This window comes from Streptomyces sp. R-74717, from assembly GCF_047305335.1.
In the GTDB taxonomy this organism is placed as follows: Bacteria; Actinomycetota; Actinomycetes; order Streptomycetales; family Streptomycetaceae; genus Streptomyces; species Streptomyces atratus.
Map to the genome: position 1 here is coordinate 5,784,372 of NZ_CP102361.1, position 22,493 is coordinate 5,806,864.

At 67.7% G+C, this 22,493-nt stretch carries 19 protein-coding genes, 1 tRNA gene and 1 pseudogene; 14 read left to right on the forward strand and 7 right to left on the reverse strand.

Annotation, left to right across the window (positions count from 1 at the left end):
* Positions 1-311 precede the first annotated feature (311 nt).
* The gene (locus NRF20_RS26505; protein WP_413754607.1) at positions 312-776 is read right to left on the reverse strand and encodes an NUDIX hydrolase; all 465 of its coding nucleotides are present in this window, start codon (positions 774-776) and stop codon (positions 312-314) included.
* An 18-nt stretch (positions 777-794) separates the two neighbouring features.
* Between NRF20_RS26505 and NRF20_RS26510 the strand changes: the two genes are divergently transcribed.
* From NRF20_RS26510 to NRF20_RS26560, 11 genes and pseudogenes are all read left to right on the forward strand, one after another.
* On the forward strand, positions 795-1,574 hold the full coding sequence (locus NRF20_RS26510; RefSeq protein WP_413753402.1) for a GntR family transcriptional regulator: 780 nt from the start codon (positions 795-797) through the stop codon (positions 1,572-1,574).
* A 139-nt stretch (positions 1,575-1,713) separates the two neighbouring features.
* A complete protein-coding gene (locus tag NRF20_RS26515) occupies positions 1,714-2,076 on the forward strand; it encodes a hypothetical protein (protein WP_413753403.1) in 363 nt (120 codons plus the stop codon).
* A 3-nt stretch (positions 2,077-2,079) separates the two neighbouring features.
* Positions 2,080-3,435: an FtsK/SpoIIIE domain-containing protein gene (locus NRF20_RS26520; protein WP_413753404.1), complete on the forward strand. Its 1,356-nt coding sequence runs from the start codon at positions 2,080-2,082 to the stop codon at positions 3,433-3,435.
* An 82-nt stretch (positions 3,436-3,517) separates the two neighbouring features.
* The gene (locus NRF20_RS26525) at positions 3,518-4,183 is read left to right on the forward strand and encodes a DUF2637 domain-containing protein (RefSeq protein WP_413753405.1); all 666 of its coding nucleotides are present in this window, start codon (positions 3,518-3,520) and stop codon (positions 4,181-4,183) included.
* A gap of 18 nt (positions 4,184-4,201) precedes the next feature.
* Positions 4,202-4,397, forward strand: a pseudogene (locus tag NRF20_RS26530) (hypothetical protein).
* 1 nt (position 4,398) lies between these two features.
* The gene (locus NRF20_RS26535) at positions 4,399-4,590 is read left to right on the forward strand and encodes a mobile element transfer protein (RefSeq protein WP_043432985.1); all 192 of its coding nucleotides are present in this window, start codon (positions 4,399-4,401) and stop codon (positions 4,588-4,590) included.
* Positions 4,591-4,602: 12 nt separating this feature from the next.
* Entirely contained in the window at positions 4,603-4,758 is a 156-nt protein-coding gene (locus NRF20_RS26540) for a hypothetical protein (protein WP_413753406.1), read from the forward strand.
* 23 nt (positions 4,759-4,781) lie between these two features.
* Positions 4,782-5,099 (forward strand): SpdD-like protein, encoded by a 318-nt coding sequence (locus tag NRF20_RS26545; protein ID WP_413753407.1) that lies wholly within the window; start codon positions 4,782-4,784, stop codon positions 5,097-5,099.
* A gap of 110 nt (positions 5,100-5,209) precedes the next feature.
* Entirely contained in the window at positions 5,210-6,589 is a 1,380-nt protein-coding gene (gene repSA, locus NRF20_RS26550; RefSeq protein WP_266693796.1) for a replication initiator protein RepSA, read from the forward strand.
* Entirely contained in the window at positions 6,586-6,777 is a 192-nt protein-coding gene (locus tag NRF20_RS26555) for a helix-turn-helix domain-containing protein (RefSeq protein ID WP_266690367.1), read from the forward strand. Before repSA ends, NRF20_RS26555 begins: the two co-directional genes overlap by 4 nt.
* Complete coding sequence (locus NRF20_RS26560; protein WP_266690368.1) at positions 6,777-7,928, forward strand: tyrosine-type recombinase/integrase; 1,152 nt, start codon at positions 6,777-6,779, stop codon at positions 7,926-7,928. Before NRF20_RS26555 ends, NRF20_RS26560 begins: the two co-directional genes overlap by 1 nt.
* Before the next feature lie 77 nt (positions 7,929-8,005).
* Here the strand turns inward: NRF20_RS26560 and NRF20_RS26565 are convergent.
* From NRF20_RS26565 to NRF20_RS26590, 6 genes are all read right to left on the reverse strand, one after another.
* Positions 8,006-8,081: transfer RNA gene (locus tag NRF20_RS26565), tRNA-Arg, on the reverse strand.
* Positions 8,082-9,029: 948 nt separating this feature from the next.
* Positions 9,030-10,133 carry a hypothetical protein gene (locus NRF20_RS26570; protein WP_398632609.1) on the reverse strand — a complete coding sequence of 368 codons (1,104 nt, stop codon included), beginning with the start codon at positions 10,131-10,133 and terminating at the stop codon, positions 9,030-9,032.
* A 560-nt stretch (positions 10,134-10,693) separates the two neighbouring features.
* Positions 10,694-11,095 (reverse strand): XRE family transcriptional regulator, encoded by a 402-nt coding sequence (locus tag NRF20_RS26575; RefSeq protein ID WP_398632610.1) that lies wholly within the window; start codon positions 11,093-11,095, stop codon positions 10,694-10,696.
* 674 nt (positions 11,096-11,769) lie between these two features.
* Positions 11,770-12,456 carry an RES family NAD+ phosphorylase gene (locus NRF20_RS26580; protein ID WP_398632611.1) on the reverse strand — a complete coding sequence of 229 codons (687 nt, stop codon included), beginning with the start codon at positions 12,454-12,456 and terminating at the stop codon, positions 11,770-11,772.
* A 219-nt stretch (positions 12,457-12,675) separates the two neighbouring features.
* Positions 12,676-15,033 carry a hypothetical protein gene (locus NRF20_RS26585; RefSeq protein ID WP_398632612.1) on the reverse strand — a complete coding sequence of 786 codons (2,358 nt, stop codon included), beginning with the start codon at positions 15,031-15,033 and terminating at the stop codon, positions 12,676-12,678.
* Positions 15,020-17,188 (reverse strand): hypothetical protein, encoded by a 2,169-nt coding sequence (locus tag NRF20_RS26590; protein ID WP_398632613.1) that lies wholly within the window; start codon positions 17,186-17,188, stop codon positions 15,020-15,022. Before NRF20_RS26590 ends, NRF20_RS26585 begins: the two co-directional genes overlap by 14 nt.
* 68 nt (positions 17,189-17,256) lie before the next feature.
* Here NRF20_RS26590 and NRF20_RS26595 point away from each other — a divergent pair, with 68 nt between their 5' ends.
* The 3 genes from NRF20_RS26595 (at position 17,257) to NRF20_RS26605 (ending at position 22,472) form a co-directional block, all read left to right on the forward strand.
* Positions 17,257-18,684: a lipase/acyltransferase domain-containing protein gene (locus NRF20_RS26595; RefSeq protein ID WP_413753408.1), complete on the forward strand. Its 1,428-nt coding sequence runs from the start codon at positions 17,257-17,259 to the stop codon at positions 18,682-18,684.
* Between the two features lie 1,036 nt (positions 18,685-19,720).
* On the forward strand, positions 19,721-20,578 hold the full coding sequence (locus NRF20_RS26600) for a M23 family metallopeptidase (protein WP_413753409.1): 858 nt from the start codon (positions 19,721-19,723) through the stop codon (positions 20,576-20,578).
* Positions 20,579-20,696: 118 nt separating this feature from the next.
* On the forward strand, positions 20,697-22,472 hold the full coding sequence (locus NRF20_RS26605; RefSeq protein WP_398632616.1) for a class I adenylate-forming enzyme family protein: 1,776 nt from the start codon (positions 20,697-20,699) through the stop codon (positions 22,470-22,472).
* Positions 22,473-22,493: the final 21 nt, after the last annotated feature.

The following is a 22,493-nucleotide window of genomic DNA, read 5'->3' on the forward strand; positions in this document are numbered from 1 at the left end:
GTGTCCTGCCCGGTTTGGGGTCGAGCATGATCAGGGGGCCGTACGCTGGCCGGCAACTCGGGCAGGCTGTGATCCTGCCCGGAATTTGAACGAGTGGTCCCCTGGTCTTGCTCGACGCGGGACCCGAACCGGGGAGGTGGCTAAAGCCGTGGAGCCGACCGCCCCAGCCACAGCGGGGTTCCCCACCTTCTTCCCGCAGCACGTAGCGCGCCGCCGGGCGCGGCCAGCCGGGGCGAAGACAGAGGCAGGCCGCGCCGCTGAGGCGGCGCGCGCCCGCGCCGTGCGCGGGCCTTGATGAAGTAGAGAAAGTCTTATCCCGCTGGGATGAGGTGCTTGCCGTCGTGGCTTCGTACGTGGGGGCCGTTGCCGTCCAAGGCGTCCAGGAGCCTGATCGCGTAGACCTCGGACATGCGCTCGCTGACCTCGTCGGGTGTGAGCCAAGAAACGGCTGTCGACTCGCTGGATGTGCGCTCGGTGCCGCCGGAGGGCTTGCAGCGGAAGACCAGGGCGACGATGCCTCGGGTGGTGTTCTTGTAGACGCCGGTGAGTTCGTCGACCTCGACGTGGATGCCTGTTTCTTCCCAGACTTCGCGGGCTACGCCGGCTTCTGGGGTCTCGTTGAGTTCGAGTACGCCGCCGGGGAGTTCCCATGTGCCGTTGTCGGCTCGGCGGATCGCCAGGAGGCGTCCGTCCTCGCGCACCACTACCCCGGCTACGGATACGGAGTGCAGCGGCGGCGACGTTGCTTCCTGTGGTTGACTCATGTACAGGAGCATAGGAGGCATGGAAGGACTATGGGAACTGCGGTAGAGGGGGGCAGGTCCGGGCCTCGGTATGTGCAGATCGCGGACGAGATCGTGCAGCAGATCAGGGCTGGTGTGCTCAAGCCTGGCGACATGGTGCCGAGTGAGTCTGAGCTGGTGGAGCGCTATGGCGTGTCCGGCGGCACGATCCGTAAGGCCATGGTCGAGGTGCGGGCGAGCGGGCTCGTTGAGACCCGGCACGGCAAGGGCTCGATCGTGAAGGACCGGCCGCCGGTACGGCACCGTTCCTCCGACCGCTTCCGGCGCTCGCTCCGCCAGGGCGGCAAGGCCGCGTACCTCGCGGAATCCGCGCAGTCCGGCGCTACGGCCAAGGTGAGCGTCCTCTATATCGGGCCCATGGAGGCCCCCGCGGACGCTGCCCAGCGACTCGGCGTCGCTGCCGGCACTCAGGTGCTCGCCCGTCGGCGTCTCTACTTCCGCAACGGCACCCCGGTCGAGACCGCCTCCTCGTATCTCCCGTGGGATGTCGTGAAGGAGATCCCGGAGCTGTTCGCCGAGAACCCCGGTGGCGGTGGCATCTATGCCCGACTCGAAGACCACGGGCATGAGTTCGCCGAGTTCGTCGAGACGCTGCAAGCCCGGCCGGCCTCCAAGGCGGAAGCCACCGAGCTGGCGCTCAGTCCGGGTGCGCCGGTGGTTCACCTCATCCGGGAGGCCCGTACGGCGACCGGCCTCGTGGTTGAGGTCTGCGACACGCTCATGGCTGCTGACCAGTTCGTTTTCGAGTACCGGATCCCTGCCGACGACTGACGCTCGCTCAACTCCCTGCAACCCGTCGTGACTTTGATGTCGCGGCGGGTTGACTCATGTACAGGAGTGATGCACTCTTCTTCATGTCACTCATATACATGAGTGGAGGGGTTCAGCGTCTATAGAGGAGTGATCCGTTGTGCGTCAGATCCCCGTCGACACCTCTGCCGCGACCGTGATGGTCGCCAAGACCCCGCAGCCGAAGGTGAAGGACCGCCGTACCGGCGAGATCGCCACCGACGCCGAGACCGGCGCGCAGCTGATGACCGTGGACGTGATGTTCGCGGCCAACGACGAGGTGGAGATCCTTTCCGTCACCGTCCCGGAGACCGGCATCTCCGGTGACCTGACCATGGGCACCCCGGCCGCCCTCACGGGGCTGATCGCCCGGCCGTGGGAGAACGAGTTCAACGGCCAGAAGCGGCACGGCATTGCCTTCCGCGCGGTGGCCGTCACCTCGCTGGCCACCACGGGCACGGGCACGGGCTCGAAGGCGGCCTGAGCCATGACGTGGCCGACGGTCTTACTGCTGGTGGTCGTCGCCGCTGCGGGTCTCCTGCGGTGGCGGCGTCCCGCCTGGTACTGGCTGACCTTCGGGGTCACCCTCGCTGCCGTGCGGGTCCTGGTCCGCTACGGCTCGGTCATGGAGGCCTGCGGGCTGACGGTCCCCCCCTCGCGCTGGCGGCTGATGCTGGCCCGGATAGCCAACCGCCCGGTGCCAGAATCCCGCGCGCCGCGCATCCTGCGGTTGCGGCCCACCCACACCGGCCTGGTCCTCAGGCTCAAACTCCGCCCGGGACAGGATGCCTTCGATGTCGCCGCCGCCTCGGACCGGCTGCGCCACTCCTTCGGGATGTACGGCGTGACCTCCCGTGAGTTGCGCTCGGGTGTGGTCGAGATCCGGATAACCGGCTACGACGTGCTCAAGCGGGTGCAGATGCCGGCCAGGACCGACACCCGACCGATGCGTATCCCGGTCGCACTGCGGGAGGACGGATCGGTTCATTACCGGGACTATCGCGCCGTCCCGCACGGTCTGACCCTCGGCGCCACGGAGTCCGGCAAGTCCGTCTATCAGCGCAACCTTGTCGCCGGGCTCGCCCCACACCATGTCGCGTTGGTCGGCATCGACTGCAAGCAAGGGGTCGAGCTGTTCCCGCTGGCACGCCGGTTCTCCGCGCTCGCCGACAACCCCGACACTGCATTGGAGTTGCTGGAGGCGCTGGTGTCCCACATGCAGGACGTGTATCAGCTCATCCGCGCCGAGCAGCGGGTCAGCGTCGCTGTGCCGGACGCGGAGATCGCCGCCGACATCTGGGACCTGCCCGAGGATCTACGGCCGGTGCCGGTCGTCGTCCTGGTTGATGAGGTCGCCGAACTCGCCCTCTTCGCCAACAAGGAGGAAGAGAAGCGGCGGGACCGGATCATCACCGCCCTGGTCCGTCTCGCCCAACTCGGCCGCGCGGCCGGCGTCTACTTGGAGATCTGTGGGCAGCGTTTCGGCTCCGAACTCGGCAAGGGCATCACGATGCTCCGCGCCCAGCTCACCGGCCGCACCGCGCACCGCGTCAACGACGAGACGTCCGCGAACATGGCCTTCGGTGACATCGCGCCGGATGCCGTACTCGCTGCCATCCAGATCCCTGCCGAGACGCGCGGCATCGCCATCGCCGGGGACTCCACCGGCGGATGGCACCGCATCCGCGCCCCGCACACCTCGCTGCGCCAAGCCGTGAACGTCTGCAACAAGCACGCCGACCGCACCCCCGAGGTGCCCGCCCTCGCGCCCTTCCGGCCCGCGGTCGCCCCGCTGCACTCGGCCCGCGTGCCGCTGTCCAAGACAGCCCCCGCCACCGCCTGACCCACCCCTCCCACGGTCGGCGCGACCGTCCTTCGCGCCGGTTCCCTACCCCCGCCATGCCTGATCACAGGAAGGAGCCGTGATGGCCCGCCCCGCTCTCCGCATCGACGCCGTGCTCGTTCAGGCCGTCATCGCCGGGGCACTGTCCTTCGCCCACCTGCACGACCTTGCCGCCGCTGCCGGACAGACCGGCTGGAAGGCCTGGGCCTACCCGGTCTCCGTGGACCTGCTCCTGGTCGCCGCCTGGCGTCGGTTGCGCGCCGATGGGCCGTCCCGGCTGGCCTGGTGCTGGTTCCTCATCGCCCTGGTCGCCTCCCTCGGCGCCAACGTCGCCACCGCCGGACTGCTCGACCTGAACGACGTCCCGGCCTGGCTGCGCATCCTCGTCGCCGCCTGGCCCGCCCTGGCCTTCATGGGCGGCACCCTCCTCGCCCACTCACCCGCGGACCCCTCCCCGGCTCCGCCGGCACCTTCCGCTCCGGCTCCGGACCCCGCGCCCGAGACGGATCACGACCCCGTCGCCGCTGAGTCGAGCCGGGTACCCGAACCCGTCGCCGCCCCGGAGCCCGAGGAAACCCCGGCCCTGCCCACAGCCATGCCGGTCCCGGCCGCGCTGGTCGCCCACGCCCGCAAGGTCGCCGACGACCACCGCGCCCGCACCGGCGTCCGGATCGACACCGACACCCTCCGCGCCCGCCTCGGTGTCCCGCCCCATCTCGCCGACGCCATCGCCGCCCAACTCACCTGACCCGGAAGGGAACAAGCCGTGACCCGTGACCCGGCCGACCTGACCACCGCCGACTACCTCGACGGCGCCCGCGAGATGACCGCCGCCAACCGGCCCTACCTCGCCCACCTGCTCGCCGAGGAAACCGCCCAGCGCACCACCGACCCGGCCACCGCCGCCGGCATCCGCGCCACCTTCCCCCGACCCGACCACAACCCGAGAGGAAACCGACTGACATGCCTGCCCGCGACTTCTTCCACTCCGTGATGCGGATCGGCCCCGTACAGATCGGCACCCATCGCGACCGCCGAGGCCGGACCAAACACGCCGCCGTGTGCACCAACGACCGGTGCGGCTGGTCCGCCGACTACTCCAGCCAGTCCGCCGCACAGCTCGCCGCCCGCACCCACCGCTGCCGCGTCAGCTAGGAGGCCGACCCGATGAACGTTCCGCTCTGGCTCGCGCTGCTCGCCGTCGCCTACCTCGGCGTCAAGCTCATCCGCCCGCCCTGGTGGCTCATCGCCGTGCTCCTCCTCGGCGGCTTCCTCCTCGCCGACAGCGTGCTTGCCCCCGTCGTCAACGGCTTCGTCAAGTAACACGAACCGAAGGGAGAACACTGATGCTCCGCCCGAAGATCCCGACCAATCCCACGCCCACCGGTCACCTCATGCCGCCCGTGTCGGTGGAGCCGACCAGCGTCGTGCCGAGTGCGCAGGTTCCGTCTCCTGCTCCGGTCGCTGCGATGCAGTCCCGGCCCGCGTTGCAGCTCACCCCCGGTACCGCCCTCGCCCTCGTCGGCGGCGGTACGGCCGTGGTCCTGGTCGTCGGCGCCGTCCTGGTCTCCATGCTCCTCGCGGTCGCCATCACCGGCGCCTCGGTCACCGTCTGCGCCCTGGTGATCCGCTCCCTCGTCAACGCCGACGCCAAGCGACGCTGACCGGCCCCCGGGCGGCCTCGATACCGCCAAGCATCCGCCGCCCGGGCGCCATCCCTGTCCGATCTCACAACCGGAAGGAAGAACCCAGCATGGCGCATCGCGCCTCGCCCGTGCCTGCCCCGCTGCTCGACCCGAGCACCCTCGGTGACCTCCTGCGGGTGGCCTCGGCCCCCGACTACACGCGCTGGGAGGACCAGATCCGCCGTACCGGCGGCTGCTCCGACCCCATCCACCTGACTGGCTGGACCCTCCACAAGGACAGGACCACCGGCGAGACCCTGCACCACTACACCACCGCCAACGAACCCGGCGGACGCCTCCGCCTCGCCTGCGGCAACCGCCGAGCCTCTCGCTGCCCCTCCTGCGCCTGGACCTACGCGGGCGACACCTACCACCTCATCCGCGCGGGCCTGGCCGGTGACGACTGCCGCGACGTCCCCACCACCGTCAGGGACCACCCCCGCGTCTTCGCCACCCTCACCGCCCCCTCCTTCGGCCCGGTCCACAACCGGCCCGACCGCGGCGTCTGCCGCTGCGGCGTCCAACACGCCCCGGACGCATCGGAACTGGGCACCGCCCTCGACCCCGCCACGTACGACTACGCGGGCGCCGTCCTGTTCAACAACCACGCCGGACAGCTCTGGCAGCGCTTCACCACACGCCTGCGCCGCGAACTCGCCGCCCGCGCCAGCCTTACCCGCCGCGAACTCGCCGACCGCCTCCGCGTCTCCTACGGCAAGGTCGCCGAATTCCAGAAGCGTGGAGCCCTGCACTTCCACGCCGTGATCCGGCTCGACGGCCCAGAGGGGCCCGGAACGCCGCCACCTGCCTGGGCAACGGTCGACCTACTTGCCGATGCGATCCACGCAGCCGCGGCGCACTCCTACACGTCCGTCTCTGTCCCGTCCGCCGGGGACCAACCGGCCCGGTCCTTCCGCTGGGGAACACAGCTCGACGTCCGCCCGGTAAAGGCATTCGGCGACGGCTCCGACATCACCGAACAGGCCGTTGCCTCCTACGTCGCCAAGTACTCCACCAAGGCAGCCGAGAACACCGGCACCCTTGACCGCCGCATCGGGGAACTCGCCGAGCTCAACCGCCACCAGGTCCCGGACCACACCCGCCGCCTGATCACTGCATGCCGCGACCTGGACGGCCTCTACCCGGACCGGCGTCTCTGGGCCTGGGCGCACATGCTCGGCTTCCGCGGTCACTTCTCCTCCAAGTCCCGCCGTTACTCCACCACCCTTGGCGCCCTCCGCCAGGCCCGCGCCGACTACCGCGCCGCCCAAGAGGCGGCCGCCCTGGGCTTGGACGCCCGCGAACCGGACACCGTCCTCGTCCTCACTGACTGGCAGTACGCCGGCCACGGCCATACCCCCGGTGAATCCGCCCTTGCCACCTCAATCGCCCGGGATCTCCAGCTCAACCGCGAGACGGCGCGCGAAGCACTGCAAGACCAACTCGCCATGGAAGGAGCCGCAGCATGAACACCGTCGTCACTGCCGAACTGCTGACCGTGCCGGAAGTCATGGCGCGCCTCAAGGTCGGACGCTCGAAGGTCTACGACCTGATCCGCTCGCGCCGTCTCGTCTCGATCAAGATCGATGGGGCTCGTCGTATCCCCGATGTCGCCGTTCGTGACTTTGTCCTCGGCCAGATCGAGGAGGCTGCCTGATGGCCGGTCAGCGCAAGCGCAATCCCAACGGCGCCGGCACCATCACCAAGCGCAAGGACGGCCGTTACCAGTGCGCGGTCTACGTCCTTCAGCCGGACGGCACCCGCGCCCGCAAGTTCGCCTACGGCAAGACCTGGGCGGAGTGCGACGCCAAGCGCCGGGAACTGCTCGACAAGGTCGACCAGGGCGTGCCCGTGCCCACCCGGTCGGCCAAGCTCTCCGAGTGGCTGCCGTACTGGCTGGACAACGTCATCAAGCCTCGGCGGAAGCTCAGTACGTACGACAAGTACGAGGCGCATGTCCGGCTGTACCTGGTGCCGTTGATCGGCGCCAAGAGGCTCGAATCCCTCGGCGTCGCCGACGTACGCCGCTTCCTCGTCCGCCTGGAGAGGGAGACCACTGCGGCGACCGCCAAGGAGTCTCACCGCGTCCTGCGGTCGGCGCTGTCCTCCGCCTGCCGTGAGGAACTGATCACGCGCAACGTTGCCAAGCTCGTCGAACCGCCCCGGACCGACAACCGCGAACTGAAGCCCTGGACTCTCGATGAAACGCTGGACTTCCTCGTGGCCTCCCGTAAGGACCCGTTGTACGCGGCGTTTGTGCTCGCTATCGCCATGGGGCTCCGCCGGGGAGAGATCGTCGGACTGCGGTGGTCAGACCTCGACCTGGACAACCGCGTCCTCTACGTCCGCCAGCAGACCCAGCGTCGTCGGGGTGTCCTGTACGACGACGATCCCAAGAGCCGCCGTCGCCGTGTCGTCCCGCTGCCCGCCCTCTGCATCGCGCCCCTGCGCTGGCACCGGATGCGGCAGGCAGCTGCTCGTGCCAAGGCGGGGGAGCGGTGGCAGGAGTCCGGCTACGTCTTCACCACCCGCACCGGCCGCCAGGTCGAGCCGCGGAACGTCTACCGCTCCTTCACCCGCGTCGCCGAGTCCGCCGGCCTCCGCGTGATCCGGTTGCACGACGCCCGACACGGCACGGCCACGCTCCTCACGGCGGCCGGAGTCGCGCCCCGCGTCGTGATGGAGATCCTCGGGCACAGCCAGATCAGCATCACCATGGACGTGTACACGCACGTCGTGCAGGACACGCAGCGCGAGGCCATGAGCCACATGGACCGGCTGCTCAGGAGGCGCCCCGGTCGTCAGTGACTGCCGCCGTTGATGTCAGATCTAGATGTCAGAAGGGGGCCACCTCCGAAAAATCCGGAGGTGGCCCCCTTCTGAACTGGTGCCCCCGGCAGGATTCGAACCTGCGACACCCGCTTTAGGAGAGCGGTGCTCTATCCCCTGAGCTACGAAGGCGGGGGCTTGCCGAAAACTGTGCCGGAAACCCCAGTGGGGAATGCCGGGGCGGTTGAGGCAAACGCCCTGGTCAGGCTCTCCTCGGAGTGCTGTCGGGTGGGGTCCGGAAGGACGCTTTCCCGGGCAGGTGCCCTGAAGGTGGACTGACCGCTGACAGCCTAGCGGATAGGGGTTACCGAGGTCGCCTCCGTTGCCACTGTGCGCTGGTGCGCGTCCTTGCATGCCTTCTGACCTGCGAGTTTCCGGCGGGATGTCTGTGGATGGGACTCGATGTGGTCAGGTGTCGGCAGTGTGGGGGTGAGGCGGCATGTCCGTTCTGGTGCATAGCTCCCGTTGTTGCCCCGCGTAGCTGCATCACCTGACCAGGTGGGGGCGCGCCAGGATGCCGCTACGCGGACGCGGAAGTGGGAGAGGGCCTGGGGACGGGGCGGAGCTGCCGTTCGGGCAGCGGCAGGCAGGTGCCGACGGAGGGGGCGGTACCGGCAGGATCCGACGCTTCCGCTGAGGCCGAGGCCTTGGCGGGCGCGGAGTCTGCCGAGCGGTCGTGGGATGAGGTGTTGCTCCGGTGGCCGAGGGGAGCCGACTGGCGAAGGAGCCGCACCCGTTCAAGCTTGGCGGGTCGGCTCTGGCGGTCATGAGGGTCGGCAGGGGTGCGTCGGTGACGTTGGCCTGCCACCGGGACGCCTGGGAGTTCGTGGCTGCCCGGGTCGGAAGCCACTCGTAATCTCGACCGCCGGCTGTGGAGGAGCGTGCCGGTGGCCTGGTGGTGACGGCGCTCCAGGCTCGGCCGCTCACCGCTGTACCAACGGCGGCCGGGTGCCTTCCCTCAGCAAGTCTGCGTTCCTTCATGAAAGTGAGACCAGTAGAGGGGTGGTACCGGCCGTCAGGCCGGTACCACCCCTCTACTGCGGTTGGGCAGGGCTCGGTCCCCTGTCTGCCCGGGAGCGATCACGCGCTGTTCTGGCGCCTCATGACGGCATTGGCATGGCCTTCGAGGAAGACCTGGCGGCTGGTGGCGTTCTGGGAGAGGGCGAAGCCGAGGACGAAGACCTTCTGGCGTTCGACGCCGTACGCGATCATCCGGCGGTTCCACAGGCTGAGGTCGAACTGGCTGTGCACCGACTCGGAGTCGCTGCGGTACGGGTAGACCAGTTGGTGGGAGAGCGTCTCCTGGGGGATCTGTTGGAGGTACTCGGCGCGGTGAAAGCCGCGCTCTTGGTCGCTGGGGATCCGTCGGCCGGTCGTGGCGTCCCGGAGGGCGCGGTCCTCGGCTGTGGTGGTGATGCCGACGGGGACGCGGTACTGGTGGTCCCCGTGCCAGCAGGGGATCCTCAGCACGTGGTACCAGCGGCTCTTGGCTACGCCGATGCGGGGCTCCAGCCTGGTGATCGGGACGGGCTGGAGCACGCGGGTGCCGTCGTCGATGCGGACGCTCTCGGTGATGCGGCCTTGGTCGCACCACAGGTCGTGGCCGCTGCGGCACGGCTTGATGCGTTCGTAGAAGACGGGGCTGACGGAGCCGTGCTCCTTGTTGATCACGAGGAGCCCGCGGCGGGCCAGGGCGTCACGGTGAACACCGCGCAGCGCCCCGTCGTAGATGACGCCCATGCAGTCGGGCAGTGCCGTCTTGAGCTGGGAGAACTGGCGGACCGCGATGGCGGCCTCGTCCTCGTACTCGCCGCCCGCCACGTGCGCGAACGTCAGGATGACGCGGGTCCAGTAGCCGTCGCTGCGTCCGGAGGCGAAGAACCATTTCGTGCCACGTACCTGCCGTTTGGCCTTCTCGCCGTTCTCGTAGTAGTCGCGGGCGGCGGGGTCGACCCGGTGGGTGCGCAGTTCACCCGTGACGGGGTCGACCGTTTCCTGCTTGCGTGCCTTCGACGGTGCTTTGGGCACGGTGGCGTCACCCACGAGCAGCTGCCGGCGTTCCGGACGGCTCCATGTCTTGGGTGCCGAGGCGGGGAACAGGCCATGCGCCAGGGCCTGGTGGGCTGCGTATCGCCGGAACTCTTCCTCCAGCGCGTCGATACTCGGCACGAGGAGCGTCTTCACTGCGGACGGACTCGATGCCCAGGATGACTCGGCTGTGTGGAATGTTGCTGAGGCGCACGGCCGCGGAGAGGAACTTGTTGCCGTAGACGAGGTTGCCACCGCCTTCGACGGTATTGCTGGCGTCAGGGTCGACGCGGTGCGACCTGGTCTCTCCGGTCACTTGGTTCACGGTCTCGCGGTGCCTCTGTGAGGAGGGTGGGCAGGCGACGGTGGCATCTGCGTGAACGACCTGTTGGCGTTCGGGGTAGCTCCGGCTACGCAAGCGCACATCCGGCGGTGGTTTCCGTGGTACGCGAGGCCCTGAGCGTCGATCAGGATGCGTGGGACCGGTTCGTGAACTGCCCGGCCACCTACTCCGGGCCGACCGCCTGGCTGCGCCTCGGTGATCTCAGGACGCGGCCGCCGCAGGAGCACCTTGGCCAAAGCCACCAGGGAGCCGATGAGCGGCCAGGCGCCGAGGAGCTGTGCTTTCCCCGCAGCGCGAAGCTGTGCCGCCCCGCCGCCTTGTCTGCGGAGCGGCACAGAAGTCTGCGCTGCGATGTGTGTCCAACTGCAGTGAGTCAGCCGCCGTCGACGTAAGCACGTGCGGCGACCATAACGTCCTTGAAGCGCCCGTCAGCGATCACCGTAAGAGGGGCTTCGTCCTCGAGTTGGGGGTTCATCCCGATCATCCAGGCACGTGCTGTGTAGAGGCTCTCAGCGTCCTGGATGAGTTGGAACACCTGCAGGGCCGCGCGGAGACGGTCTTCGGCGTCCTGGCGTGGTGCTGAATCACCCGAAGCCCACTTGCCGACCTGTCGGGGATCGTTGATGTTGGTGATTCGAGCGGTCAGGCGCTGGCCGAGGTTGTCCTGCAAGAAACGGGCGATGTCCGCGATGGACATGCGTACAGTGGTGGCGTGGGCTCGCTCGGCGCTTGCTGCACTCTTGGCGGTTGCAGGATTGTCGGCTGTGGTGGCCATGACACTTCCTCCCTCGTGTTCTGACTGCCCGCCTGGCCGGTGGCCGACTGGTCGCATGTCAGGCAACGGGTGCAGGACTTGATTGCGGACAATTCGGCCTGCAGCACGTCCAATGGAGTGCAGATGCGGGCTCGGCGCCGCTGACTGATGTGACGCTTCTGATAGGTGGATCCGCGGGGAAGCGTGACCTCTGCGGACTATGACGGCGCTAGACGCCTGTGGTCAGCATCGCTGCATGCCGGTCTCGGAGGCAGATCCGGTGCTGGGCTGACTGAGGGGGTGCAGGCTGTGCAGGAGCTTATTGCGACGCCAGTTGCTCGGCTGGCTGGCCTGCGGAGCGCCGTCAGGAGGTATCAGCGCGATCGCAGGTGTGGCGATGGCGGCTGCTTGTAACTGGTGGCTGACTGTGTTCATGGCCCCTCCCCAATAGTTTCTGAGTTAAGGCTACCCAGAATCCACCTCTAACTCCACCGTTTTTACGCTAACTGCTGCCGCCTGATGGCAAGTCAAGACAGTCCGCCGAAGCGAGTTTGGGGTGCTGACGTGCGGCTTCGCTTCATCCTGTTGTCTGATGACGTCAGGTGGTTGCTGACGTTTCATTCGTTCGGGCTACGAGATTGGTGGAGGTTTCAAGGTGGGTGCGAGCGGGGTATGGCGAGTGTGGTGTCGCGGCGTCAGCGGATGGTGAGTCCGTACTCGTCGGCGACTCTCCGCAGCCCCTCAGTCTCCGGCCAGATCGGCTGCCTCTCCACCTCTTCCAGATCGACATCGCTGAAGATGGCCCAGCACTGTCGCATCCCGAAACGGGAGCGGTAGGCGATTCCGTGGATCAGCCGACCCTGTTGCGGGTCGCGCTGTGCGATCGCCCAGGCGGCGATCTGGCGCGTCACCCTGCGGTTCGTGCCTTGGACGTGTTCGGCGGTCAGGTCGGCGATGTCGAACTGCACCAATTCTTCCTTGAGCTCTCTCGACAACGTGCGCAGCGTCTGCTCGTTGTCGACATCTAAGAATCGCGCCTCCTTGGCCGGCTGTAAGCGCACCAGCGTGTGCCGGGTGCGCCAGTCCTGGGGAAGGTTGCCGGGATTCATGAAGTAGGGCTCGTTCCAGTCGTCGCCGATGAATTGACGCAGTTCGGGATCCACACGGAAAGGAGCCAGCGCCTCAGCGAAGCACCCGTCGAGATCGGAGGCGCAGTACAAGGTGCCGTAGCTGACCAGGCTCCACCGGTTGCCCCCTGAGCGGCTGTCGTCTTCCCGGCTGATCTTGTTGTACTTGCGTGGGTTCTTCGCCTTCCCCAGGCGCCACACCCCGCGTTCCGGTGCCGGTATGAGACTTGCCTCTAACGGTGTGCCCTCGCTCATGGGCCGCTCCTCGCTCAGGTATGAAGTTGCACGTGTCGTTACTTGGGTCTGATTCGTTGCTTGCCGTGTGCGCGGCAGGGACGGGTGTCGGCACGCACTGCCGGATGTTCGGGTGTCTGAACGCAGCCGAACGATCATTTTCTGCTGCTGGGCAGACAACAGCGACTGGTCCTGCCGATCCCATGAGGGGCGCACGAAGGATTTGAGGGGGCGCACGGCCTATTTCGTAGGCGACGGGGCCTCCAGGTCCAACTCGAGAACGGCGACCCCAGCCGCTCCAGCCATGGCGAGGACGACCTTGTTGACGGATTCGCCGGAGGGGCGTACGGACAGCGTGTGCACAGGAGTTCCCGTGGCCAACTGCAGGACACACCGAGACGTTGTCGCATCCCAGACCCGGATCGTGCCGTCCCGAGAGGAACTGGCGACGTAGGAGCGAGGGACATCAGCAGACGTTGTCCAGGTAGCGATGGCTTCGACGGCATCTGTGTGCCCTCGAAGCCGCTCGCCGATGGGTGCGAGGGCACACAAGTCCCATAGGCGCACTGTGCCGTCATCTCCACCGCTGGCGAGGAAGGGCGGCAACGGGGAGGTGCCTGAGTTGATGGCCACGGCATTGATGATTCCCTGCCGACAGTAGAAAACGTGCTTGGGCGCATGGTCTGTGGCGTCCCACAGGCGCACCGTCCCGTCAGTACTGCCAGAAGCGAACCAGTCCGCGCTGACTCCGTCGGATGCCGCCGCTACGGTTCGGACCGTGTAGGGATGTCGCCATAGCTGTAGCGGTCGTTCTCTGTCCAGGTCCCAGAGCCGGACTGTGAAATCGTCGCCGCTGATGGCCAACCGCCGTCCATCCCAGGCCGCAGTCGAGGCGAGGGCGCGTATGGGCTGGGAGTGCCCCTTGAGAAGGATGCCGGCAGCAGCACCGCGTACAGGGTCCCAGGACCGGATGCTGTGGTCAGATGCCGCCCAGAGGAGTATGCGCCGACCCTGGTTGTCTGGTGCCCAGCTGAGTGCAGACGAGGCATGCTTCGAGTCTCTGCCGAACGAGCCGGTGACCGTCCCACTGAGGGTGTCCCAGACCTGGGTCTGTGCGGTGCTGTAATTGACGGCCAGGTGCGGTGTGGCTACGGACTCCGGAGCGATTGCCGCAGCTACAGCGGCGGGCGCTGCGGCAGTGCCTCGGATCGCGTGGCGGATGGCATGCGTGTCCCAGAGCCGGACGGTGTTGTCCCGAGCGGTGGAGGCGAGTCGGTCACAGTCGTCGGCCGGGATCGTGCGCAGGGCGGTCACGGTGTCCGTGTGTCCGGTGAGCTGACCGGTCCTGTGCCTGGTGGCTATGTCCCACAGGTCGATTGTTGATCCTGCGCCGGCTGCGGCGAGCAGGTCCGAGCCGTCGATGCGCAGTGCCGCCAGGGCGGTGACGGGCTCTCCTTCCCCTCGGAAGGTGACTTGCGGACCTGAGGCCGTATCCCACAGGATGATGGAGCCGTCGCTGTGGCCGGTTGCGACCCAGCCCGGCGAGGTCGTGTCAGTCAGGCACCTGACCGGAGCGCCGACAGGGTACTCATGCAGTAATCGGTGATCTGCGGTGTCCCAGACTCTCAGCGTGCGGCCGGCACCTAGCAGCAACTGCCGACCGCCGGGGCCCACGGCGAGGGCCAGTGCGAAGGCGGCCAGTTCCAACGGGTGAGCGCTCATGTCGGCCAGGTGGAGTTCTTCTGAGTGCTCGCGCCAGAGTTTCACCGCCCCGTCACCGTTGATCGCTGCAACAGTCAACGTCCCTGCGTCGTTGCGGTATCCGGTGACAGCAGCGGTCCAGGTCTGCCCCCTGAACGTCATACGGTCAAGCAGCGTTCCTCGGATCGTGTCCCAGACGCGTACCGTGCCGTCGGTGCTGCCAGAGACAAGCGCTCCACCGCCGGTGGAGTGCGCCACGAAGAACAGGCACCGCACGTCGCCGTCGTGCGCCGGAATCCGATCGCCGACAGGTGTACCGGTAGCCGCGTCAATGAGCTCGATGCCGCCCGAAACGTTGCCCACAGCCAGTAGTTCAGCACCACCGGGCCCTTCGGCCGTGGCCAGCGACAGACTACGACGGCTGAGTGTCGCGAGCACGTTGGAGGGCGGTGCCCATTGTGACCAGAGAACGCACAGACGGGAGCCCGCGAATTCTGCGGCCTCCTGAGGCAGGCTTTGACGAGGAACACCGGGAAACCGCAAGGACGTGTAGGCCAGATGCAGACTTGAGCAGCGAGAGGGGAGATCCGCGTCCTGGACATAGGGCTCGATGGCAGCCCATGCGGTGAGCCATGCCCGGTCCGTTTGGTGGGCGTGCGAGAGACCGAGAAGTCCTCGGACCCCGTCGCCGGAGACCCACGGCAGCAGACCAGGAGGCACATGGCTGTCATCCAGTACCTCGCCGAGCGCGGCATGGTGAGCCAGATGCCGGATCAGATAGGGGTGCGGCACGGTCACTGCATCAGGCTTGATCAAACGTGCCAGTGTCGCCGCGATGCGTGCATGGGCCTGCTGCTCGCCGGTGTGGGCATTCCTCTGCTGCTCATCCGGATTCATCCAAGGCCCTCCTCATCTCGTGCGGCGGCTGGGGCCACTGGCGCAGCATCACCCCGAGTTGTTCGTGGGCGGGTCGGTACACAACGTGGTCATCCTCGATGTCATGCGTGAGGTATCCGGCAAGTCGACCTTCGAGGAGCCGTCGGATCTTCTCGTCGGCGTGATCGATACGGGCCTGCAGCAGCGCTGAAGCTACGGCCGGCCACACCTGGGCCCACGGCATCCCGCGCCCCAGCCCGAAGGCGGTGGCACGCAGCAGCGCGAGCGCCTCCTCCCTGTTCAGGCCGTCATCGCCGACCTGGTTGAGATCTTGCTCAAACAGGCCCACGGTGCCTCGGTCGAGCCGTGAGAGCCACAGCTGGTTGCGGAGCAGTGTGATTCCGTCGCTGCGACGCAACTGTTCGGCGGCCAAGCGGGCGTCCAGGAAAGACCGACCTGCATGACGTGCCACTCGCTCCGCTGCCGAGGCGATCGCCTTCGGGTCGGTGCCCCACGGCGCCCCGGCCAGCAGAGCAGCTACGTAGGCAGCGATATCCGCCTGTACCCCCTCGCCATCCGTGCGGACCACCTGCGCTGCCGGGAAGACAAGCCGGAGTTCCTGCAACAGCCCTCGCAGGCCGGTGGCGACGGCTGCCACCGGGGTGCCTGGGCTGGTGCTGCGGACCCCGATGAGGAGACGCAGGCAGCCGTGGCCAGAGGGTGGTTCGGCCGAAGCGGAGTCGGCAGCCTGCGCGGGGATGGAGATTCTGTCCGCAATACCAGGCCCGCCGGCATAGCCGACGAGAGGCACGAGAACATCTCGGACGCAGGCACCGGCCTCCGGTGATTCGTCGAGGCCGTCGACGACCACCGTGACTGAGCCCTTCTGACGGGTCGTGAAGAAGGTGCGCAGCCCTTCCTGCCATTGCCGCAGAGCATCTGCCGCAGGTTGCGTGCGGTCCCGCTCACCGCCCAGTCGGGAACCGATGGCTTCGATCAGGCTCAGCGGCCCGCGGTTGCGGGCCGACACCGCCACGTGGATCGATCCTTCGTCCGGGACGGTGTCTGCGGGCGCCTTGCTCACTGCCTCTGCGTAGCGAGATGACGCTCGGAAGGTGGAATCGCTGAGCGTGACTGCCCGGGCCAGTACCGCGGATTTCCCGCTGGCGGCGGTGCCGGTCACGATGAGGACGCCTGCGGGACCTCTGACGAAGGCCGTCAGCCGGCGGTTGAGTTCCTGGCGGCCGGAGAAGTACCAGCCGGGATCGTCCGGGCTGGCGCGGCCGCTGGCGCGGTCCAGCCAGTACTCCAGTTCCTCGGGCGTGGCCGCGACTTCCTCTCGGGCTTCTGTGACCACCTGCGGTTTGGGCCGGTAGCCAGGGTTGGGCAGGGTAGGGGTCGGGGCGCCGAGCTTGCCCTGGAGGACCGTTCGGGGACCCGCGAGTGAGAGATATCGTTCTTCGTTGAGTCGCTCGGTGGCCTGCTCGAGGGCCTGCATGAACTCGGAGATCGAGAGGTACGGACGGGCGATTCCGGCCGCGTCCTGAAACCACTCGAAGGCCATGCGCAGGACGATGGCGAACTCGCGGCCCAGCACCGAGGAACGGGCCCCGGTTGTCGCCACGACGTTCAGCGTCCTCTCCGGGGTCCCCGGACGGACAAGGTCGCGGGCTAGTGCCCTGAGCTCTACATCGATGCCTTCCGCCTCACAGGCGTTGACGATTACGAGTACATGGCGGGCCTGCGAGTCGAGAGCCGCGATGACAACCTCGTTCGTCGGCATGCCCGTCGCCAGCAGCCGATCGGTGTCAGTGCCGGGCAGGAGCAGAAAGTGTCTGGTGGATGTGCCGACAGCGCCGTGTGACGTGACGTAGAGAACCAGCGCCTCGTCCTCTGCCGCCTCCCGGATGCCGGAGCTGTGCAAGAAACGCTCCACATCGTGACGTTCTTCCGGCGCACGCAGAATGGTCTGTACAAACCCTTCGCCCGGTGCCGGTCCTGTCTTCCACCACGCAGTCACGAACGACAGTTGTTCCTCGATCGCCTTGGCGAACTCGGGTTCTCCGTCCTCCACCGTCACGATGACCAGTGAGCCCGCGGCCGGCCCTGCGCCCTCTTCATCGTTTGTCGGATTGGCCTGCCCGACTAAGCCAATCTCCCGGTGCTCCTCCTGCATGTTCTCTATTGTTCACAGCCATGAATCTCCACGGGCCAGAACCTGCGAACTCCTCCGCCGCATCGGCTGTGACTGCCGACATCACCCAGGACGCCGTTGTCATCGTCCCGGGCATCATGGGCAGTGAGCTCTACGACACCGTCACCCAGAAGACGGTCTGGGGCTTATCCGGCGTGTCATGGCTCTTGAAGGCGTGGACACGACCCAAGGGCCTCGAGCCGCTACGCCTGACTCCGGAGGAGCTGGAAGGCAAGACCACCCGGATCAAGCCCACTCAACTGATGCGCCACTCATCCTGGACTCCCTACCTCCAGGGGTTCGAGCCCTACACCAACCTGATCAACGCTGTCCAAGGCTGCGTCGCCGATTCGGCCGCTGTCCTGGAGTTCGCCTACGACTGGCGCCTGCCTGTCGCCGTCAACGGCCGCCTGCTGGCCGAGGCCGCCCGCCGCCACCTGACCGCATGGCGACTGCATCCTGCTCACGACGCCGCTCGGCGCAACCGTGTCGACGAGCGTCCCGCACGCCTCGTCTTCGTCGCCCATTCCATGGGAGGCCTCGTCACCCGGGCCGCCCTTGATGCCACGCACGACGGCTCCCTGGCCGATGACACCCGCGCCGTACTCACCCTTGGTACGCCCTTCTACGGTGCGGTGAAGGCAACCGCAATCCTCAACACCGGGCGCGGTGCCCCAGTCCCGCTGCCGCACCGGCAATTGCAATCCATCTCAGCCACCATGCCAGGCCTTCATGACCTTCTTCCGCAGTACGCCTGCCTCATCGACGGGAACGACGTCCGTCGCCTCACCCCCCGAGAGGTGGCAGGCATCGGCGGTAACGCCGAACTCGCAGAGATGGCAACCGAGTTTCAGGAAAAGCAAGCCAACGTCATGCTGCCCGGACACTGGGCGGTGGCCGGCACCAACCAGGCCACCATGCAGAGTCTCACTATCCGCGACGGCGTGGTCCACCCGCATCACCACGGAGCCCGTCAGCACACCAGTGGCGATTTCATCCGCGACTCGCGCGGCGGCCTGAGGCTCTATGACGTCAAGGGTGACGGCACCGTCTACAAGGACTCCGCAGCCGTCGGCCCCGCTGTCACACCACTTCCGCTACAGCATGGAGCCGTTGCCTCCGATCCCGTCGCGCTCAAGGCCGTAGCGGAAATACTGCGGGACGACGAACACTTGGGCCCGCCTCAGGGCGCCCCCGGCTGCGGACTGGACGTCCCCGATCTGGTAGAAGTCGGAACCGCTTGGAACATCACGCTCAGCGGCGTGGATTCCTTGGCTGGTCTCCGGTGCGAAATAGCCGACGTTAAGGGCCAGAACGCGCAGGTCCTCAAATTGGGCTGGGGCGACGGACATATCAGGGCCAGGCCCACCCTGAGTGTTCCAGGCCTGTACCGTGTCACCGTCCGCACTATTGACGGCCACACCATCACCCAACTAGTACTGGCCAGTGAAGCTGGTGCCATGCGGGAAGTGGAATAAGAGCCCGGCTTCGGGGACAGCGTGCCAGTAGCAACAGCTGCTGTCACTGGCGAGGGAGCCAGAGTGCCGACTGGCGCCTTCTGTCTCTGCTGCCCTTGGTGCGTGTCCAAGATTCTTCTCCGCGAGATGCCCGGCGACCAGCTTCTGATCAACTTCGCAGCCGCCCGAGGAAGCGGTGCACTTCCTCGGCGTTCTCGCCATTTGCACTGCGAGGTACAAGCAGAGAAGTTCCCTGCCGTCGTTGCGCGGCGTGCCGTTGTCGTCCGTGATGGTGTAGAAGCCGGTCTCGGCTGCGATGCCTTTTGACTTTGGCGCGGTGTGGGGTGTCGGCGTAGACACGCCACCCAGAGCAGGTAGCTGGCTTCGAGCGATCCCGTGCGTTCACGGAAGGCGCCGTGGCCTGACTGCCACTTTGGGCCCTCGTACGTCACTGTCATACGGGCGAAGCGTTGAGTGTGTGGGGAAGCCGTTGGCCGACAAGAACGTGCACGGCTTCGTGTCTCTACGCGTCACTTTCAGAAGGCCATCCGGCTTGATCCAAGAACGCGCCCTGACCTGCAGCGATCAGCTGAACGTTTCCGAATCGACGGGCGTCCGTTCCGGAGCGATCTCCTGCCCGCCCGCTGACCTGCGGCGACGGAGTTTTCTACAAGCCCCACGAAGGCGGGGATCTGTCGGAAAACGTGTCTGGAACCCGGCCCGGGTGGGCGGTGGACTTCAGATGGACTGCCGACAGGGTTGTGATGGTCCAGCCGGTGAGGGCCGGGCCGCCGCGAACAGTGTAGCGGGTGGGTGCGGCCCGTACCGGGGGGTGGGGATTCGACTCCTGGCCTTTCGGGGGGTCTCTTCCTCTCGCGAAGTATGTCCGGTGACGGTAAGGAAATAGTCAATGAAGGGTAAAGTTGGTAGGGGTGTGCCAGCAGCAGGGGGCGACGTTCTCGGTGAAATCGCCGTGAGTCCAGCGCGCACCTTCGTGGCCGGACGCATCGTCAACTGAGGTGCCGCAAGCGGCTTACGGGTGGGGTGCGCATTGCTGTTGGAACTGTGGAAGCGGCACGGCCTGATCTTCGGTGCCGGGGCGCTGTGCATCCTGGTGAACAACCAGGGCCTGGGCCCTCTCTGGTGCACCGGCGTCGCGCTGCTCGTCGTCGGTGGGCTCATGCGCTGGACCCTGGTGCGCAGCCGGCGTCCGCCCCGGGGGCAGGTGCCGGTGCCGGTACAGGTGCCCGTAGCCGGTCGCTGGATGGTGCTCAATGGTCCCGGCACGAAGGTCCCCAGCCATGTGCACAGCCACGCGCAGACATACGCCGTCGACCTGAAGTACGACCCGTCCCAGGGCGAAGCGGACTCACCGGCGCCGCCGTTCCGCCGGCTCTGGCCGTTCGGGCGGCGTCCCCGGCTCTATCCCGCCTTCGGCATGCCGGTGCTGGCACCGGGCGATGGGGTCGTCGTGGCGACCGCGAGCAGGCAGCGCGACCATCTGTCCCGGACGTCCCTGCCCGGCTTCGCCTACCTCTTCGTGGAGGGATTCGTTCGCAGCCTGGGGTGGCCCTGCCACCTCTTGGGGAACTACATCCTGCTGGACCTGGGGAACGGTGTGTACGCGGGCTGTGCCCATCTGCGGCGTGGCTCCCTCCGGGTGGCTGTGGGTGACCGGGTGACGGGCGGTCAGGAGATCGCCGAGTGCGGAAACTCCGGAAACTCCTCCGAGCCGCACCTGCACTTCCAGCTCATGGACGGTCCCGATGTCATGACCGCGCACGGCCTGCCGTTCGAATGGCGCTACCGCGACGGCGACGGGATTGAGCGGACCGGAGTGCCCGAGGACTTCGCCCATGTCGTCCGGGTGCCGTCTCATGGTGCCCTCGCGCCTCGTCCGGATGATTCCGTTTGAAACTTGTCGGGCGGGTTCTCGGTCAGGGGGAGACGGGGGGCGGACGGTTGTCTTGACGAGGGGCGGGGGCGGGCATACCGTCGCGAATGTACTGAGCAAGCGCTTAGAGAGGTCGTTCGTGCCGCACACCGACCCGACCCCCGCCACCCCCGACCCGGACTCCCAGGCATCGGCCGCTGCCGCGGAGGCCGTCGCCTCGGAGGCCGCCGCCCGTATCGAAGCCGCGCTCACCGGTCCGGGAGCCCCGTTTGCCGTGGTGCGGGTGGAGGACGGGGTCCATGCGGGTTCGCTCGTGTACGCGGACGGGCCCAGGACGCTCCGTGAGTTCGTGGAGGCCACCTGGGCCTTCGGGGACCGGCCGTTCCTGATCGCGGGGGAGCGCAGCTACTCGTACGCCGAGTTCTTCGCCGCCGCGTCCGCGCTGGCGTGCCGGATGACCGGGGCGTACGGGCTCCGCCGGGGTGACCGGGCCGTCGTCGCGATGCGTAACCACCCGGAGTGGCAGATCGCCTTCTGGGCCGCGCAGCTGGCCGGTCTGGTCGCCGTACCGCTCAATGCCTGGTGGACCGAGGACGAGTTCACGTACGCGCTGGACGACTCCGAGCCGAGGGTGCTCCTGGTGGACGGCGAGCGTCTGCCCAGGGTCGCCGGGTGGGCGGCGAAGAACGGGGCGCGCGTGGTCGTCTTCCACGAGGAGGGGGCGGTTCCGGACGGCGTCGAGCGGTACGAGGACCTGCCCGCGCCCGATCCGCTCGCCGCGCCCCCCGAGGTGGAGATCCGGCCCGAGGACGACGCGACGATCATCTACACCTCCGGCACCACCGGCCGGCCCAAGGGCGCGGTCGCCACGCATCTCGCCCAGGCGGGGGCCGCACTCAACCCGCGCTACCACGCGGCCGCCTCCATGCTCGGGCGCGGGATCATCCCGGGGCAGGGGCCCGCCCCGGTGTCGCTGCTGACGTTCCCGTTCTTCCATGTCGCCGCGTTCACCGGTTTCTACGCGGCGATGGCGGCGGGCGGCACGCTCGTCCTGATGCGGAAGTGGGATGCCGAGGAGGCGCTGCGGCTGATCCGTGAGCACCGCGTCACGCACTACGCGGGCGTCCCGGCGACCGCGCTCCAGTTGCTCGCCGCGGCCGAGCACGCGGGCGACGGCCTGGAGAGCCTCCAGATGCTGAACACCGGCGGGGCAGCCGCCCCGCCCGACCTCGTCGCGCAGCTGACCGCCCGCCACGGCGACCGGATCGAGCCCCGCAACGGCTACGGCCTGACCGAGACCAGCGGTGGTGTCCTGGCGAACTTCGGTGCCGAATACCGGCTCCACCCCGCCGGTGTCGGCCGTCCGACGCCCGTCACCGAGGTGCGGATCGCCGGTCCTGCGGGCGAGGCGCTGCCCGAGGACGAGGTCGGTGAGCTGTGGCTGCGTGGCCAGTCCCTGGTCCGCGGCTACTGGCGGGACGAGGAGGCGACCGCGCAGGCGTTCACCGACGGCTGGTTCCGGACCGGTGATCTCGCGGTGGTGCACGAGGGACGGGTCAGTGTCGTCGACCGGATCAAGGACATGGTGATCCGCGGCGGGGAGAACGTGTACTGCGTGGAGGTCGAGGCGGCGCTGCACGACCACCCGGACGTCGAGGACGCGGCGGTGCTGGGGGTGGCGCACCCGGTCCTGGGTGAGGAGGTCGCCGCCGTCGTCCGGCTGCGGGCCGGTGCCACGGTCACGGTCGAGGAGCTGCGGGCGCACGTCGGGCGGAGCCTGGCCGCGTTCAAGGTCCCGGCCCATGTGCTCGTACGCGATGAACAGCTGCCCCGGAATGCGACCGGGAAGATCCTCAAGCGGGAGTTGCGCGGGCCTGTCGAGGCGGAGCTGCGGCGGGCGGTCGGGGATGAGTGATCACGGGCGGTCGGGCGAGTG